We start from the raw sequence: 14,869 nt of genomic DNA, 5'->3' as shown, positions 1-14,869 counted from the left end.
CGGGTCACTCCGCAGCGCGGATGACCTCGGCGATCACGCGCGGGTCAGCGAGCACCCGGAAATGGCCCCCGCCATCCAACCGGACGTTGCGCGCGCCGGCGAGCTCACTGCCCTCGGGAATGTGCGGATCGAAGGCACCGAAGACCGACACGATGCGCGAGTTCACATCGGCCGAGGCGGCGAGCGCGCGCATCGTGGCATCCCCGGATCGGAAGGCGCGCAACGACGGCGTCGGCATGAGCCGGCTGTAGCGCGACCCCCCGAACGGCGTCGCGACCGCGACCATCGCCCGCACGCGGGTTCCGACCGGATCGAAGGCCATGAGGTGTTTACCGACCAGGCCGCCCTTGCTGTGCGCCACGAGAACGACGTCGTGCAGGTCGCGCTCTCGGAGCAGGGCGGCGGCGACGGCGGCGGACTCGACGATGGGGCGACGGTTGGATCCGAGCCCGGTCACCACGTGGATCGGATGGCCGCGATCGTGCAGCACGCGCGCGAGCGGTTCGAGGAAGCGCCACGTCTCGTAGATGCCGGGGAGGAGGACGAGCGGGCGACCCTGCCCCGAGGCGAAGTCGTCCGGGTGCCCCGGGCCGACGGCACGCACCTGCGCCGCCGCGGCGTAGGCGTAGTCCTGAGCCCACCACACGGCATCCCGCGCGAGGGTGCGCCACCCGGGCACGGGGGACACGGCATCCGTCGTCATCCCCCCATCTTCGACGGCGACCGGCGCCGAACGCCCCGGGGTTGCCAGAGCGCGGGCGGACGGCTCCCGTAGAGTCGCCTCATGCGCTTTCTCCCCTCGGCGCCGCGGCCCGCCCACACCGACCGGGCCGCACACCCCGGGCCCCTCACCGGATACGGGGGCGCACGGTGACCGCGTTGCCGCACGGGCGGCAGTTCGTTCTGACCTGGGGCATCCCCCGCGACTACGGCGGCTTGACGGCCGCTCTGCTGCAGCGCTCCCGCCTGTTCGACCGCCTCGGCGGCGTCGCCGTCGACGTGCTCACCTGTGACGATCGTGCCGACGTGCGAGCAACGGCGACCGAGCTCGCGGAACGGGACGCCCTGTCGCCCCGCGTGCGCGTTCGCAACCTGTGGGAGTGGCTCGGCGAGAACGACCTGCGGGGAAAGCCGGTGACCGGGGCCTCCGGTTTCGCTCCTCTCGCGACCGGAGCCGCCGAGGAACGCGCGGGCGAGGCCGTCGTGCGGCGCATCCGCACCGACGCCGGGGGCAGGGTCCTCCAGATCGACCACCTCCGGCCGGACGGCACCCTCGCAGCGAGCGACCGGCGGGATGTCCCGCATACCGGCGGGGGCGTGCGGCGCATCATCGTGACGTGCGACGCGACGGGCGCACCGCGTGCCGCGTGGCGCGGTGTCCGCGCGCTCTACGCTGCATGGCTCGATCGTCTCACCGCGGGCGAGCGGTCCTTCGTGCTCGTCGACAGCAAGGCGATGGCGCGGTTCGCCGCCGGATACCGCCGCCCGCACGTCGTCGTGGCGCACATCGTCCACGGATCCCATCTCACCGACGACGGCTCGGCACTGCGCCCGTCGCGAGCCGAGGTCTTCGCTCGGCTGGGCGCGTTCGACGCGGTGGTCTTCTGCACGACGCGTCAGGCCCGGGACGTCCGGCGCCGCGTCGGCCCCCTCCCGCTGCTCGCCGTCGTCCCCCACCCCGTCGCCCCCGTGGGGGTGTCGGCTGCAGAACGTCGCGGGGCGGTCGTTCTGGCCCGGCTCGAGCCGATCAAGCGTGTGGAGCACGCCGTCGAGGCGGCGGTGCGCGCCGCGGATCGTGTCCCCGGCCTCACGCTCGACGTCTATGGCGACGGGCCGGAACGTGATCGGTTGCAGGAGATGGCGGGCTCCGGAGAGGTCGTGCGGTTCCACGGCTTCACCCCGTCGGCCCGAGAGGCGCTGAGTTCGGCGTCGGTGCTGTTGTTGACAAGCCGGTCCGAGGCGTTCTCCCTCGTCATCGCGGAGGCGATGGCCGCCGGCTGCCTTCCGATCTCGTACGACGTTCCGTACGGACCGCGCGAACTCATCCGGCATGGGCGTACGGGCTGGCTCGTTCCTCCCGGCGATGTGTCGGCGCTGACGGATGCGCTGGTGCGAGCCCTTGCCACCGAAGGGCCCGTGCTCGAGCGGATGCGACAGGATGCCGTGGTCCGCACCCGCGCACTCGACGAGCGCACCGTTCTGGATCGCTGGGGTCGCGTTCTGCGCCGGGCCCAGCGGAGGCACGCCGCACGTCGTCAGACCTGGCGTGTGCGTGACGCGCTCCGCCGTCGCCTTCGGATCCGCTGAGAGCGGACCCTGTCTCCCGCGATCAGGCGTAGCGTCGTTTCCCCCAGCCCCGGCATTGCCGGTGCGGATGACGCCCTCAGCGGCGTGCGACGACCCCGTCCGTCGAGCCACTCCCCCACGCGGCTCCGGACGGGGTCCGTCGCCTTACCTGTCTTCGCCGTAGGCGCGGATGCTGCGCACGTCGTCGTGGAGGTCCTCGTCGGCCGCGGCGTTGCCGACCGCGGCATCCGCCGCTCGCTGTTCCTTCGCGCCGGCCTTCTTCTCCTCCGGCGCGGCCTCGGTGGCCCCGTCCATGATGGGGGCGTCCTGCGTCTCGTCGCGGTCGTCCATTTTCGTCCTTTCCTTCGACGTCGTCCTGCCATCGTCGGACGACGGGGGCGGCCGCGGCGAGGGGTTGCGCGCTCGCGGGACGCATGCTGAGCAGGCAGCCCAGGGGCCGCCGCACAGCCGCGCGGGGAATGGGTGCCGTACAATCGACCGGAGCAAGGGGAGTACTCCCACGCGACGAATCCGTCAGTACGGTCCACGCCATCGTGGACCCGGGTCGTCGGTCCGCGTCGCGGATGGAGGAGACCTTGGTGTTTTGCTGTACACCAGAATCCCCTGGAGGCTCGCGTGGGTGTCACCCCGCTCATCTGGATCATCACGATCGCGGTCACGATCGCATTCTTCGTCTTCGAATTCTTCGCCCACGTGCGCAAGGCGCACGAACCGTCCATCGGCGAGTCCGCCCGGTGGTCGGCGTTCTACATCGGCCTCGCCCTGCTGTTCGGGGTCGGCATCGGCGTCGTCTCGGGGTGGACCTACGGGGGCGAGTACTTCGCGGGTTACCTGACCGAGAAGGCGCTCTCGATCGACAACCTGTTCGTGTTCCTCATCATCATGACCGGGTTCGCGGTGCCGAAGAAGTACCAGCAGAAGGTGCTGATGATCGGCATCGTGATCGCGCTGATCATGCGGGGAGCCTTCATCGCCATCGGTGCGGCGCTGATCGAGAACTTCTCGTGGATCTTCTACATCTTCGGCGCGCTGCTGCTGTTCCTGGCCTACCGCCAGGCCTTCGCGCACGGCGAGAGCGACCCCGCGAACGGCAAGTTCATGCGCTTCGTCCGGCGCGTCCTCCCCGTCACCGAGGAGTACCACGAGGACAAGCTCACGGTGAATCGCGACGGCAAGCGCTTCGTCACGCCGATGCTGCTGGTGATCATCGCGATCGGATTCATCGACCTGGTGTTCGCGGTCGATTCCATCCCTGCGATCTACGGACTCACGAACGAGGCGTACATCGTCTTCACGGCGAACGCTTTCGCGCTCATGGGCCTGCGGCAGCTGTACTTCCTCATCGGTGGTCTGCTCGAGCGCCTGGTCTACCTCTCGCAGGGGCTCGCGGTGATCCTGGCGTTCATCGGTGTGAAGCTCGTCTTCCACGCGCTGCACGTCAACGAGCTGCCCTTCATCAACGGCGGCGAGCCGCTGCTCTGGGTGCCCGAGATCCCGATCTGGTTCTCGCTGTTGTTCATCGCGGCGACCGTGGCGGTGGCGACGGTGGCGAGCTTGGCCAAGACCCGCAAGGATGCCGAGAAGAAGCGGCGCGACGAGTTCGAGGGTCGCAAGGTCATCCACGCCCCCGAGGACTGACGCACTGCGACGGGCCCACGGCACACGCCGTGGGCCCGTTGCCGTATCCGATCGGCGAGCGCAACCCCGCGGCGGGGCTCACCCGTCGCGCCTACCGTGACCGTCATGACTCGTTTCGGATACACCCTCATGACCGAGCAGAGCGGTCCCCGTGAGCTCGTGGACTACGCCGTCGGCGCCGAACGCGCCGGATACGACTTCCTCGTGTCGAGCGACCACTACTCACCGTGGCTGACGTCGCAAGGACATGCCCCGTACGCGTGGACCGTGCTCGGCGCCGTCGCGCAGGCGACGACCGATGTCGAATTGATGACCTACGTCACCTGCCCCACGATTAGGTATCACCCGGCCGTCGTCGCGCAGAAGGCCGCGACCCTGCAGCTGCTCTCGGACGGGCGGTTCACGCTCGGCTTGGGCTCCGGCGAGAACCTCAACGAGCACGTCGTCGGTGAGGGCTGGCCGGCCGTGCACGCGCGGCAGGACATGCTCGTGGAGGCGATCGAGATCATCCGCGCCCTTCACACCGGCGACCTCATCACCTACGACGGCGAGTACTTCCGCGTGGACTCCGCCCGCGTGTGGGACGCGCCCGAGGGTGGGGTTCCGATCGGCGTCGCCGTCTCCGGCGAACACTCCATCGAACGGTTCGCGCCCCTCGGCGACCACCTCATCACCACCGAGCCCGAGGCCGAGCTCATCCGCGGGTGGGACGAGCATCACGAAGGCGAATCGCGCAAGATCGGTCAGATCCCGATCAGCTGGGATCCCGACAAGGAGACCGCCATCGCGCGCGCGCACGACCAGTTCCGGTGGTTCGCCGGCGGTTGGGCGGTCAACTCCGACTTGCCCACCCCGGCCGGTTTTGCCGGCGCCTCGCAGTTCGTGCGCCCCGAGGACGTCGCGGACTCCATCGCGTGCGGCCCCGACCTGGACGAATTGGCCGAGAGCGTGCGCCCTTTCATCGACGCGGGGTTCACCGATATCGCGATCGTGCAGGTCGGAGACGCCGAGCAGCAGCGCTTCGTCGACGAGATCGCCGCACCGCTGCTGGAGAAGCTGCGCGCCCTGTGACGTCCGCGCCGGCCACGCGGGCTCAGTCCGCGTGGCCGGACTCGCGAACCCACTGTTCGAGCCGCCACACCGGCACCCGGAACACGCGGGCCACGTCGGGAAGGGCGTGATTGCCCTCCCGCACGGATGCCACGGCGAACTCCCGCATCGAGCCGAAAGTGCGACCCGCCAGGCTCCCCGTGCGGAGATCCGCGAAGGTTCGCGGCCCGTGCGCGGGGGGAGCATCGGGAGCGACGAACACATAGGGCGTCTCTTCGTGCATCCCGCGCTCCGCAGCGCGTCGGTGTACCCGCGGCGCCACCGAGGCAACCGGCACGTGCGGGGGCGCGCCGTGATCCGGTGGAGTCGGGACCGCGGGTTCGGGCGCGGATGCGGGAGTCGCGTCGCTGCTCCCCTGCCCCGACGCAGGAGGCGTTCGTTCCGCGGCGGGGTCGCCGTCTCCGACAGCGGCGACGTCGGCATCGGCTCCCGCGGTCGGCGCGGGCGCGACGGGCGGCGCCTGCGCATCACGACCACTCTCGGCAGGTTCGTCCAGCCACGGCGCCGGCGGAAGATCACCGCCCCACAGGACCGGGCTCGGGATCACGTGCGGGCTCGACCGCGCGGCGTCAGTGGCGTGCGAATCGGCGAGCGCGACGGCACTGTCACCGAACAGGTCCGCGACGCCGACCGCGAAGGCATCGGCGAGCGTGATCAGCACATCCATGGGCGCCGCGACCTGCCCTGCTTCGAGCGTGCGGATCTCCTCTTCCGACAGGGTCGTCGTCAGCGCCAGCGACGCGATCGACATCCCGCGTGCGCGTCGCATGGCCCGCACGCGTTCGCCCAGGCGGCGTAAGACCACATCCCGTCGCTGTGCCTCCGGGTCTTCGCTCACGGTGCTCCTCCTGTCTCGTCCGAGATCGCTGCCCCTTGTCGCCCCACTGTGGCAGCCTCCGACGAGGCCACCGGAGCGGGAGCGCGACGAACAGGGCGGAGGAACCATTGGTCAAGACGGACGCGAGCGCCCGCCACGACGTCGACTCCCGTGCCAGCAGAGACAGAGCGATGCGGACGTGGCGATCGACACCGTCGCGGCGCACCATCGGCATCACCGCAGGCATAGGGCCAGGCCCGGTGCTCGCCGAATGCCCCCTGGCTCACCCGTTTCCTCCGTTCCGCGCGGCGCATGCTCAGAATTGCGGTCCCGGGGAGGCCACAGCAGGTTAGCGCGTCCCCGCCCCCACGGAGACCCGACGGCCGCCCCGTGTCGTGGCGCGTCGGGGACACTCCTAGGGTGGTCGTATGTCGCGCGTCGGGGTCATCGTCGGCATCGTCGTGCTGAGCGCCGTCCTGTCCGCGTGCGCGCCGACCGGAGCCCCGGTGGAAGATCCGCCTCCCCTTCCCGCCGGGACGCTGGTGGACTATCAGCTCGGCCAGCCCTACCCGCCCGCCGACGGTGTGGGCATCGTCGTGCGCGATCGCACCGCCGCGCCCGCCGACGGCCTCTACTCGATCTGCTACGTCAACGCCTTCCAGACCCAACCGGGCGAGAGCGATCAGTGGCCGGAAGGCACCCTCCTCGAGCGGGACGGCGAGCCGGTCATCGACCCGGACTGGCCAGACGAACGCATCGTCGACACGTCCACCGACGAGAACCGTCGGCAGATCGTGCGGCTCGTCTCCGCGTGGATCCGCGGGTGCGCGGCATCCGGGTTCCGCGCCGTCGAGTTCGACAATCTCGACACCTTCACCCGCACCGATGGTGCGCTCACCATCGAGGACAACCTCGCCGTCGCCGAGGCGCTCGTCGTCGTGGCCCACGGAGCGGGTCTCGCCGCCGGGCAGAAGAACGCCGCCGAGTTCGCCGCCGATCTCCGCGACGCGGCGGGATTCGACTTCGCCGTCGCGGAAGAGTGCGCGGCCTACGGCGAGTGCGCGACCTACACCGAGGTCTACGGCACGCAGGTGATCGACATCGAGTACACCGACCGCCTGCCCCGACCCTTTACGAGCCTGTGCGCCGACGAGGACACGCCCGCGGTCACCGTGCTGCGGGACCGCGGACTGTCCGCCCCCGGGGCAGCGGAGTACGCCTTCGAGACCTGCACGCCGGGCTGAGTGCTTTGCCGGAACCCCGCCGCCGGCGCGCTGACGCTCACGCTCCGGACAGGAGGTCTCGGAAGAAGCTCTCGACCCGCGTCTGCAGTCCGACGATTCGGCGATCGCGTGCGGCCTCGGCGTCATGGCCCAGGTACGCCGGCGGATCGAGACGCCGAACGTTCGCGGAGCACTCGAAATGGGCGCACAGCAGCGTCCCGACGGTGTTTCCGGCTTTGCCCGCGCGGCCGGCCCGACGTGCGGCGAAGAAGACGACGTCGTTGGGCAGGGTGACGTCCGCGCACCACGAGCATTGCGGACGCGAGCGGGTCGGTTGCTCGGCCTGGCGGAGCTGCAGCCCGACGGCGGCGCCGTCGAGCTCGGCGACGACGAAGCCGAGAAGCGGCGACTTCGGGTCACGCCAGCCGAAGTAATCGAGGCGCTCCCATTCCCGGTCGGCGAGATCGTCAGGGACGACGATCGCCTTCCGTTCGCGGAGCGAGACGTTGACGAAGCTGGATCGGATGGTGGATTCGGTCAGAGCGATCATGGGCGTTCCCCAGGACGGGCCGGAGCGTGTCCGGCCGTGCGCACCCGCGTCGAGCACGGGCAAGCGGTGGATGCGCGCCGAACGGGTCGGCGCAGGCGTGGGCGCGGCGACCCGGAGGGTCGCACGGCGACGCCGCTCACGCGGCGTGGAGCACGGATCCGATCGCGCCTCTGCCGCCGGCGCTGCGCGCGCCGACGACCCCCTCACGCCCGACGGGCAGCAGCGGGGTGAGCAAAGGCATACATCGAGGGTACGCCCGTCACGCGCGGAAGGGAGCCGATCCCAGCACTCGCTCGACGCTCATCTCCATCACGACCCGTTCCGGATTCACGCGGGGCTGACGGTAACGCTGGGCGTAGAGGTCGACCGCGAGCGCGACCTTCTCGGGATCGTCGGTGACCCGCGCGGGACCTTCGAAGCTGATCCAGCGACCACCGTCCACCGAGCAGATCGAGGCACGTCCGCTGCGTTCGGCGTTGACGAATTTCTGCGTCCCCCGCGAGCCGATGACCCGCACGACCCCGTCCCGGTACGTGAACCCCACCGGAACGGCGTGGATCCGCCCCGTTCGGCCGATGGTGGAGAGGGTCGCCAGGTGATACTCGGCCACGAAGGCGAGCGCGTCGTCGGTCAGCACGATTCCAGCGTGCCACGTCCCGCGATGGGCGAGACCGTTCGCGTCTCGGCATCCCATCGACGGATGCCGAGCGCCCACGCCCTGATCGGCTCGCCGCCCCCCGCGCCCAGGGCGTCGACCGCCTCACCGATCCTGCCGACGGGCACACGACGCGCGAGCGTCACGTGCGGCGTCCACTCCCCCGGCATCGTATGGGGGGCATCGTCCCCCGGTCCCGCGAGCCCGTGCACGGCGGCGTGGAGGGCGAGGAGCTCGCCGCTGGGCACGACCGATCGCGCCAGCACGCGGGTGCGGGACACCCCGAAGAGCACCGGCGCCCCGAGGGTCACCGCCACCGGGAGGACGCGGTCGAGTCGTTCGGCATCGATCTCGGGCAGGGCCGTCCGAACGAGCAGGGTGATGTGGGGGCGGTTGCTCGCTCCCGTGTGCTGGGCCTGACTGGGCAGTCCCGCGTCGTGCAGAAGCTTCCATTCGCGGCGGATCGCGGACTCCGCCTCCTCGTCGAAGACGAGCTCGAGACTGACGACGGCACTCATGCCCGCGTCAGCGCGTCGACCACCAGGCGGCGGCCACCAGTACGGGCTGGAAGAACAGGCGTCCGAAGCGACGCTGGTCGGTATCGAGCCCGAAAGCCGAACGCTTCTTGCGCCATTGATCAACGTTGCCGGGGAAGATCGCGACGTAGAACGCCGCGAGCGCGGCGCCGATACGACGTCGCTCGCGCGGCAGGGCGACGAGGGCCACACCGAAGGCGATCTCGACGACGCCGGATGCCACCACGACGGCGTCGCGGTCGAGCGGACCGTGCTCGACGACCGCGTCGGGGACCTGGGCCTGGAAGTCCCGGCGCGCGAAGGTCAGATGCGCCACGCCCGCGAAGGTCATGGCCAGGGCCAAAGCCCAGCGGACGAACGTTTTCATGCCTCCACGGTAGAGCTGCGTCACTTCAGCGGCCCGGGCTTGACGAAACCAGGGGAAGGGCGTGGATGCCGCCCGAAAGGCGGCTACGCGAAGAGCCCGGCGAGCGCAACCCCCGGCCGGGACACGAACGGAACGCTTGACTGGGTTCACGTCGGCGAAGGAGGTGCCCATGACGCTCACGGACGGGGCTCGACCCGACGTCGGGGGTGCCGACGTCGACGCCCTCCTGATGCGAGCTGCGGCGGGCGATTGCGACGCCTTCCTCGAGTTCTACGACGTCACCTCGCCGCGCGTGTACGCCGTTCTGCTGACGCTGACACCGAGCGCGGACTCCGCTTCGTCGCTTCTCGAGGGGATCTACGCGGAGGCGTGGGAACGCCTCCGCGGCCGGTCCGCTCCCCCCTGCCCGGGGATGGAGTGGATGTCCGTCATCGCGCACCGCCACGCGGCGGGTCGGCCCTGACGTGGGCGCTTTCGTCGAGATGCGCCCATGCCGGCGCTCACACCGAACGCGCCGACGCCTCCCCCTGCTCCGCACGGACGGGTGCGTCGATGTCGATCGTCAGACCGCTGGACGAGTTCGCCGACGTCGCATACGACTGCAGCAGGGCGGGATCGAGGGTTTCGGGTTCGACCGATCCGAAGACGAACCGCAGCGGGATGGACGGCTGGATCCAGATGGTGCTGCGACCGCCGTCTTCATCCTCGGGATGACGCCACGACATCGTGAAGCTCTCTCCCCGACGAAGCTTGGTCGCGATGACGACCTTGACGTGAGCGAGCGTGCGGTCCGGGATCCGGATCGGGCGCTCGGAAGAGCCGTAGAACAGGTGGCCCATGAGCGTCTCCTTCCGGAGTGTGTCGGCTCTCGATATTTTACTAGGTTACCTAACTATCGCAAAGTGAATCCGCGACGAATTTCTCGGATCTTCCTCCTGTCCTGAGGGATCCATCCTCTTCGCCGGAGCGGTCGCACCTGAAGAATCTCGTTTGCCTAACTAGACTGTCGCATCGGGCGGCCGGACCGTACAGGAGAGCCATGACGATCGTGACAGAAGAGGAATCCTCGAGGGTCGCCGCCCGCGCCGTCGAACGGCTGCGCCTGGCCGAGGCCCGACTGGCCCGGCGGCGCCAGACCGACTGCGGCCCCAGCGAAAACGCGCGCGCCGCGATGCGTTTGATCCTGGAACGCGCCGACGAAGGCGCGACCGTCACCCCTACCGAGATCGCGCAGGCCTTGGGCGTCTCGACCGCGTCGGTGACGGGCATGCTCGACCGCCTGCACGCGGGCGGGCTCATCGGGTTCGTCGCCAATCCCGCAGATCGTCGCAGCAAGTTCGTCGTACCCTTCGACCGCACCTCCGATGCCGACGCCGTCGATCCGGTCACGGCGCGCATTCGCGAGTTCGCCCTCGACCTGCCCGAGGGAGCCGCCGACCATGTCGTCGAGTTCCTCGACCGCGTCCGAGAGGTCGTCGACGCCGAGTGCCGCTGACCCGCCTCAGGCGATCGTCTTCTCCACGGCATCCGGGTCGGGCTCGGCCACGACGCTGAGGCCGTTGGGCGAACTCGCCTCGTGCATGAGGTCATCCACCCACCGGCGGTTCACATGCGGAGCACGACTGCCGTAGAAGTGGAACACCAACGGAATCGACGGGTGGATCCACAGGCTCCGCGTTCCGCTCCCGTCGCCGACCGGAAAGTGGAACATGAAGGGCTCGCCCCGGCGCAGCTTGTTCATGAACACCAGGCGGAGGTGGGCGAGCGTGCGGTCCTCGATATCGAAAGAGTGACCCAACGCGTTGTAAACCAGTTTTCCCACAGGGAGAGGCTATCCGGTCCTTCACCCTAGCCACCGCCAGGACGATCCATGCGTTATCGGATTGCGTCCATAAACTTCATGATGAGCATCGAGGGAAACGGACGTAAGCCTCGGGACCGTCGCGCTCGACTAAAGTCTCACCGTGGGGAGAAGGCGCCGTCCGGGTGGACGGAGACGAATTCCGCGGCCGCTGCTGGTGGGCGGGGCCGTGGTCGTCGTCGTCGCGCTCATCGCCGGGATCGCCGTCGTGGGTTCGCTGGTCAGCAGCCTGTTCCAGACCCTGTCGGCACGCCCTCCCGCTGTCGACACCCGCATCGTCGTGCCAGACGAATCCAAGGCCGCGAAGGCCGCCCAGCAAGCCGATGCGGGTTCAGCCGAAGCCGAAGCCGCCGCATGGCTGGCCGCCCAGCCCACCACCTACTGGCTCACTCCCGAGATCGATCCCCTCGATGAGGTGTGGGACCGGGTCGCTCACCTCTCGGCGGAAGCGCGCGACCAGGACGCCACCCTCGCGATCGCCGTCTACGGCCTGCCGGATCGAGACTGCGGGAACCATTCCGCGGGTGGGCTCGACCCGGATGCGTATCGAGAATGGACGGCCCGAATCGGCGACGCGTTGAGGAACGCGTCCGATGTGCGCAAGATCGTCGTCCTGGAACCGGACAGCATCGCGCTCGGCCCGTCGTGCGGGTCGATGCAGGAGCGCGCCGGCTACCTGCGCACCGCGGTGGACAACATTCGCGGCGTGGACACCTGGATCTACCTGGACGGGGGTCACTCGGCGTGGCATCCCGCGAACGAAATGGCCGACCTCCTTCGATCGACAGGACTTCTGAACGATGTCCGCGGCGTCGCTCTCAACGTGTCGAACTATCAGGACACGGCCAATGAGTTCGCTTATGCGCACCGCCTGTCCGATCTTCTCGGCGGCATCCACGCGATCATCGACACCTCGCGCAACGGCGCCGGCCCCGCGGGCTCGGAGTGGTGCAATCCTCGTGGGCGACTCGTGGGCGCCCCGAGCGGCGCGTTCGGCGACGACGTCGTCGACACCACCCTGTGGATCAAGCCGCCGGGCGAAAGCGATGGCGAATGCAACGGCGGCCCGGAGGCCGGGACGTGGTGGCCGGATGCCTCAATCGAACTGACCCGCGAGAGTCGCTGAAGCCGGACGGTGCGCCACGGCTGACCGCTCGATCGTCGAAGTGTGTAAAGATGGCGCTCGGTTATGATGCGGGCTCCGTGTCTCGCGGAGTGCAGGGGGCACGGCGCGCGTGCAGATCCGGAAGAGTGGTGGGATGAGCGACAGCACAGAGATGCTGAAGACGGCCGTGATCGTCGAGGACGATCCGGATATTCGTCACCTTCTCGTCGAGGTGCTCGAGTCCGCCGGATCCTCCACGGTCTCCGTCGGCAACGGCATCGACGGCGTCCGCGCCGTCATCGCCTACCAACCGCTCATCACGACGCTCGACGTGAACATGCCCGGAATCGACGGATTCGAGGCGGCTCGTCGCATCCGGCAGCAGAGCGACACGTACATCATCATGCTGACCGGACTCGAAGAAGAGGCCGACGTCGTGCTGGGCCTGGGCGCCGGCGCCGATGAGTATGTGGTCAAACCCTTCCGCCCCCGCGAGCTGCGCGCGCGCATCGAGGCGCTTCTGCGACGGCCCCGTGCCGGCGCCCCCGCCGTCACCGCACCCCGGCAGGACAGCGTGGGTCCGTCCTTCCCCGGCGCCCGGCCGACCCCGGAGCCGATCGCCCACGTCGAGCCGACCCCGCCCCCGGCAGCGCCGCAGCCGCCGAGCGCGCCCGTGGTCGTCCCGTCCTCGCAGGGCCCCGCCCCGTGGGCGTCGGCACCGCGGAACGAAGTCGCCACCCGTCCGGGCAACGAGGTGGCCCCGCGCGCTCACGGAGACCTCACGCCCACCGGTTCCCCCTGGATCGTGCACCGCGACCTGCAGCTGGATCCGGACAGTCGCATCGTGCTCGTGGACGGACTCGAGCTCGACCTCACGCGCACCGAGTTCGACCTCCTCGCCACCCTCATGGAGTCCAAGCGGCGCGTACGGAGCAAGGCGGACCTGACCCTCGTCCTCCGGGGCGAGTCCTACGTGACCAGTTACTTCGTGGGCGAGGCCGACAAGCGCGCCATCGAGGCGCACATGACGAACCTGCGCCGGAAACTCGGCGACAACCCCGCGAACCCCCGCTACATCGAGACGGTGCGGGGAGTCGGCTACCGCTTGACCTCGGAGATGATGGCCGCGCCCTGATCGCCCCCTCGCGTACATAACGGATGCCTCGACCCTCCCCAGGGCCGAGGCATCCGTCTTTCTCTGCCGCGTTCGGGTCGCGGTCAGACCTTGTATCCGTGGTGACGACGGACGAGCTTGGAGAACATCAAGAGGGTCTGCAGGACGGTGACGACACCGACGATGGGCCACCCGATCCACAGGATCGACGACTGCACCATCGGACCCACCAGAACCCAGATGACGGCGAGGGCGATCGCGACGGCGATGAGCACCACCATCGGGGCCCAGTGTCCGAGGCCGCCGCCGCGCTCCGCCTTGGCCTGCATGGCCCAGTTGTCGACCTTCTTGCGCGAGAGGAAGCGGGTCCACGAGCGCACGAAGTGGCTGATGCGGATCCACATGAAGATCTCCGCCGGGAAGAACAGCACGGCGAAGAGCACATCGGACCGGTCGCAGGACGCCATGGTGCGCGCGATGCGCAGGTTCAGGAGCATGGCCACCAGCGGCGGGATGAGCCACAGCGGCGAGAAGACGAACGCGTTGATCGAGAGCGAACCCGCCAGCAGCGTGAGGAACGCCACGCGAACGAAGAGGTTCGTGAGCATGCCGAAGTTCTCGAACCACCGCAGACGCAGGTTCGGGTGGAACGGCTGACCCTTGGTGTCTCCCCGCTGTCCCGGCCACATGAGCTCGATCGCGCCGTAGGTCCACTTGACTTGTTGCGCGTCGTAGCCGGAGAGCGTCGTCATGCCGCCGACGTTCGCGCGAGCGAAGGGGCTGATCTTCGTCAGGTAGCCGGCGCTCTTGATCTGCAGCGAGAGCAGCGAGTCCTCGACCTCGGAGTCTTTCACCCACGGAGTCACCTGATGGTTCTGCTTCATCGCCTCTCGCAGGGCGTTCGTCGAGAAGATCGAGAACTGCCCACCGAGCACCGCCATGTTGCGTCCGCGCAGGAGGTTCTGCAGGTTGAACGCCGCGAACTGCGTGCGCTGACCGGCGGTGAGGAAGCGTGCTATGAGCCCCTTGATGGGCTTGTCATCGATCGTGTAGATCGCGGAGATGCCACCGATCCGGGAGTCCGACACGGCCTCGGTCTCGAGGTACTCCACGGCCTTGCTGTCGGCGATCGTGTCGCCGTCGACGCCCAGCAGGTAGTCGTATCCCTCGACGAGGGAGTACCCGTAGTTGAGCGCTCCGACCTTCTTGTCGGGGTTCTTGCCGATGTCGTGGACGAACACCTCGGTGAACTGCTCGCCGAGTTCGGTCGTGATCTCGTGCGGCCCGCTGTACTCGGACGCAATCTTCACGGTGGCATCCGAGGTGTTGTTGACCACCACATGGATGACATCGGGCACGCGCGTCTGCCCGAGCAGGGCCTCGATCACCTGCGCGATCGACTCCTCCTCGTTGTAGGCGGGGATGATGCACCCGATGGTCGAGCGGTGCACCGTGGAGTGCTCCAGCACCGACGCGAAGTCGTCCGGGAAGGCGTGCTCCTCGACAATGGACGGACCGCCGGCGTTGCCCGCGGGGTAGGCGAGGGCCCGGTTCTGGTGAGCGAAGCTTCGCTGGTCAGTCATGGC

At 69.1% G+C, this 14,869-nt stretch carries 18 protein-coding genes; 8 read left to right on the top strand and 10 right to left on the bottom strand.

The window, feature by feature from the left end:
* Positions 1–4: 4 nt before the first annotated feature.
* A complete protein-coding gene (locus tag MHY30_RS01870; protein ID WP_239274808.1) occupies positions 5–703 on the bottom strand; it encodes a triacylglycerol lipase in 699 nt (232 codons plus the stop codon).
* 167 nt (positions 704–870) lie between these two features.
* Here MHY30_RS01870 and MHY30_RS01865 point away from each other — a divergent pair, with 167 nt between their 5' ends.
* Positions 871–2,307 carry a glycosyltransferase gene (locus tag MHY30_RS01865; RefSeq protein WP_239274807.1) on the top strand — a complete coding sequence of 479 codons (1,437 nt, stop codon included), beginning with the start codon at positions 871–873 and terminating at the stop codon, positions 2,305–2,307.
* Positions 2,308–2,451: 144 nt separating this feature from the next.
* Here the strand turns inward: MHY30_RS01865 and MHY30_RS01860 are convergent, their stop codons facing one another.
* Entirely contained in the window at positions 2,452–2,637 is a 186-nt protein-coding gene (locus tag MHY30_RS01860; protein WP_239274806.1) for a hypothetical protein, read from the bottom strand.
* Positions 2,638–2,922: 285 nt separating this feature from the next.
* Between MHY30_RS01860 and MHY30_RS01855 the strand changes: the two genes are divergently transcribed.
* The gene (locus tag MHY30_RS01855) at positions 2,923–3,945 is read left to right on the top strand and encodes a TerC family protein (protein WP_239274805.1); all 1,023 of its coding nucleotides are present in this window, start codon (positions 2,923–2,925) and stop codon (positions 3,943–3,945) included.
* A 105-nt stretch (positions 3,946–4,050) separates the two neighbouring features.
* On the top strand, positions 4,051–5,016 hold the full coding sequence (locus tag MHY30_RS01850; protein ID WP_239274804.1) for an LLM class F420-dependent oxidoreductase: 966 nt from the start codon (positions 4,051–4,053) through the stop codon (positions 5,014–5,016).
* A 22-nt stretch (positions 5,017–5,038) separates the two neighbouring features.
* Here the strand turns inward: MHY30_RS01850 and MHY30_RS01845 are convergent, their stop codons facing one another.
* The gene (locus MHY30_RS01845; RefSeq protein ID WP_239274803.1) at positions 5,039–5,893 is read right to left on the bottom strand and encodes a helix-turn-helix domain-containing protein; all 855 of its coding nucleotides are present in this window, start codon (positions 5,891–5,893) and stop codon (positions 5,039–5,041) included.
* 407 nt (positions 5,894–6,300) lie between these two features.
* Here MHY30_RS01845 and MHY30_RS01840 point away from each other — a divergent pair, with 407 nt between their 5' ends.
* On the top strand, positions 6,301–7,116 hold the full coding sequence (locus tag MHY30_RS01840) for an endo alpha-1,4 polygalactosaminidase (protein ID WP_239274802.1): 816 nt from the start codon (positions 6,301–6,303) through the stop codon (positions 7,114–7,116).
* 37 nt (positions 7,117–7,153) lie between these two features.
* On the opposite strand, the gene MHY30_RS01835 is transcribed toward MHY30_RS01840, so the two are convergent.
* The 4 genes from MHY30_RS01835 to MHY30_RS01820 form a co-directional block, all read right to left on the bottom strand.
* Positions 7,154–7,645 (bottom strand): FBP domain-containing protein, encoded by a 492-nt coding sequence (locus tag MHY30_RS01835; RefSeq protein WP_239274801.1) that lies wholly within the window; start codon positions 7,643–7,645, stop codon positions 7,154–7,156.
* A 259-nt stretch (positions 7,646–7,904) separates the two neighbouring features.
* The gene (locus MHY30_RS01830; protein ID WP_308192641.1) at positions 7,905–8,282 is read right to left on the bottom strand and encodes a PPOX class F420-dependent oxidoreductase; all 378 of its coding nucleotides are present in this window, start codon (positions 8,280–8,282) and stop codon (positions 7,905–7,907) included.
* Positions 8,276–8,818: a 2'-5' RNA ligase family protein gene (locus MHY30_RS01825; protein ID WP_239274799.1), complete on the bottom strand. Its 543-nt coding sequence runs from the start codon at positions 8,816–8,818 to the stop codon at positions 8,276–8,278. Before MHY30_RS01825 ends, MHY30_RS01830 begins: the two co-directional genes overlap by 7 nt.
* A gap of 7 nt (positions 8,819–8,825) precedes the next feature.
* A complete protein-coding gene (locus MHY30_RS01820; protein WP_239274798.1) occupies positions 8,826–9,203 on the bottom strand; it encodes a hypothetical protein in 378 nt (125 codons plus the stop codon).
* Positions 9,204–9,372: 169 nt separating this feature from the next.
* Between MHY30_RS01820 and MHY30_RS01815 the strand changes: the two genes are divergently transcribed.
* Positions 9,373–9,666 carry a hypothetical protein gene (locus tag MHY30_RS01815; RefSeq protein ID WP_239274797.1) on the top strand — a complete coding sequence of 98 codons (294 nt, stop codon included), beginning with the start codon at positions 9,373–9,375 and terminating at the stop codon, positions 9,664–9,666.
* 37 nt (positions 9,667–9,703) lie between these two features.
* On the opposite strand, the gene MHY30_RS01810 is transcribed toward MHY30_RS01815, so the two are convergent.
* A complete protein-coding gene (locus tag MHY30_RS01810; RefSeq protein WP_239274796.1) occupies positions 9,704–10,042 on the bottom strand; it encodes a hypothetical protein in 339 nt (112 codons plus the stop codon).
* Positions 10,043–10,242: 200 nt separating this feature from the next.
* Between MHY30_RS01810 and MHY30_RS01805 the strand changes: the two genes are divergently transcribed.
* The gene (locus MHY30_RS01805; RefSeq protein WP_239274795.1) at positions 10,243–10,698 is read left to right on the top strand and encodes a MarR family transcriptional regulator; all 456 of its coding nucleotides are present in this window, start codon (positions 10,243–10,245) and stop codon (positions 10,696–10,698) included.
* Between the two features lie 6 nt (positions 10,699–10,704).
* On the opposite strand, the gene MHY30_RS01800 is transcribed toward MHY30_RS01805, so the two are convergent.
* A complete protein-coding gene (locus MHY30_RS01800; RefSeq protein WP_239274794.1) occupies positions 10,705–11,025 on the bottom strand; it encodes an ATP-dependent DNA ligase in 321 nt (106 codons plus the stop codon).
* A 208-nt stretch (positions 11,026–11,233) separates the two neighbouring features.
* Here MHY30_RS01800 and MHY30_RS01795 point away from each other — a divergent pair, with 208 nt between their 5' ends.
* Both MHY30_RS01795 and MHY30_RS01790 read left to right on the top strand, forming a co-directional pair.
* A complete protein-coding gene (locus MHY30_RS01795; protein WP_239274793.1) occupies positions 11,234–12,190 on the top strand; it encodes a glycoside hydrolase family 6 protein in 957 nt (318 codons plus the stop codon).
* Between the two features lie 133 nt (positions 12,191–12,323).
* A complete protein-coding gene (locus tag MHY30_RS01790; protein ID WP_239274792.1) occupies positions 12,324–13,304 on the top strand; it encodes a response regulator transcription factor in 981 nt (326 codons plus the stop codon).
* An 83-nt stretch (positions 13,305–13,387) separates the two neighbouring features.
* Here the strand turns inward: MHY30_RS01790 and MHY30_RS01785 are convergent, their stop codons facing one another.
* Positions 13,388–14,866, bottom strand: coding sequence for a glycosyltransferase (locus MHY30_RS01785; RefSeq protein ID WP_239274791.1), 1,479 nt, complete (start codon positions 14,864–14,866; stop codon positions 13,388–13,390).
* Between the last annotated feature and the right edge of the window lie 3 nt (positions 14,867–14,869).

It is taken from the genome of Microbacterium sp. ACRRU (genome assembly GCF_022346945.1).
In the GTDB taxonomy this organism is placed as follows: domain Bacteria; phylum Actinomycetota; class Actinomycetes; order Actinomycetales; family Microbacteriaceae; genus Microbacterium; species Microbacterium mcarthurae.
The sequence above is the reverse complement of the archived record's forward strand: the minus strand, read 5'-3'. Positions and strand labels throughout refer to the sequence as shown.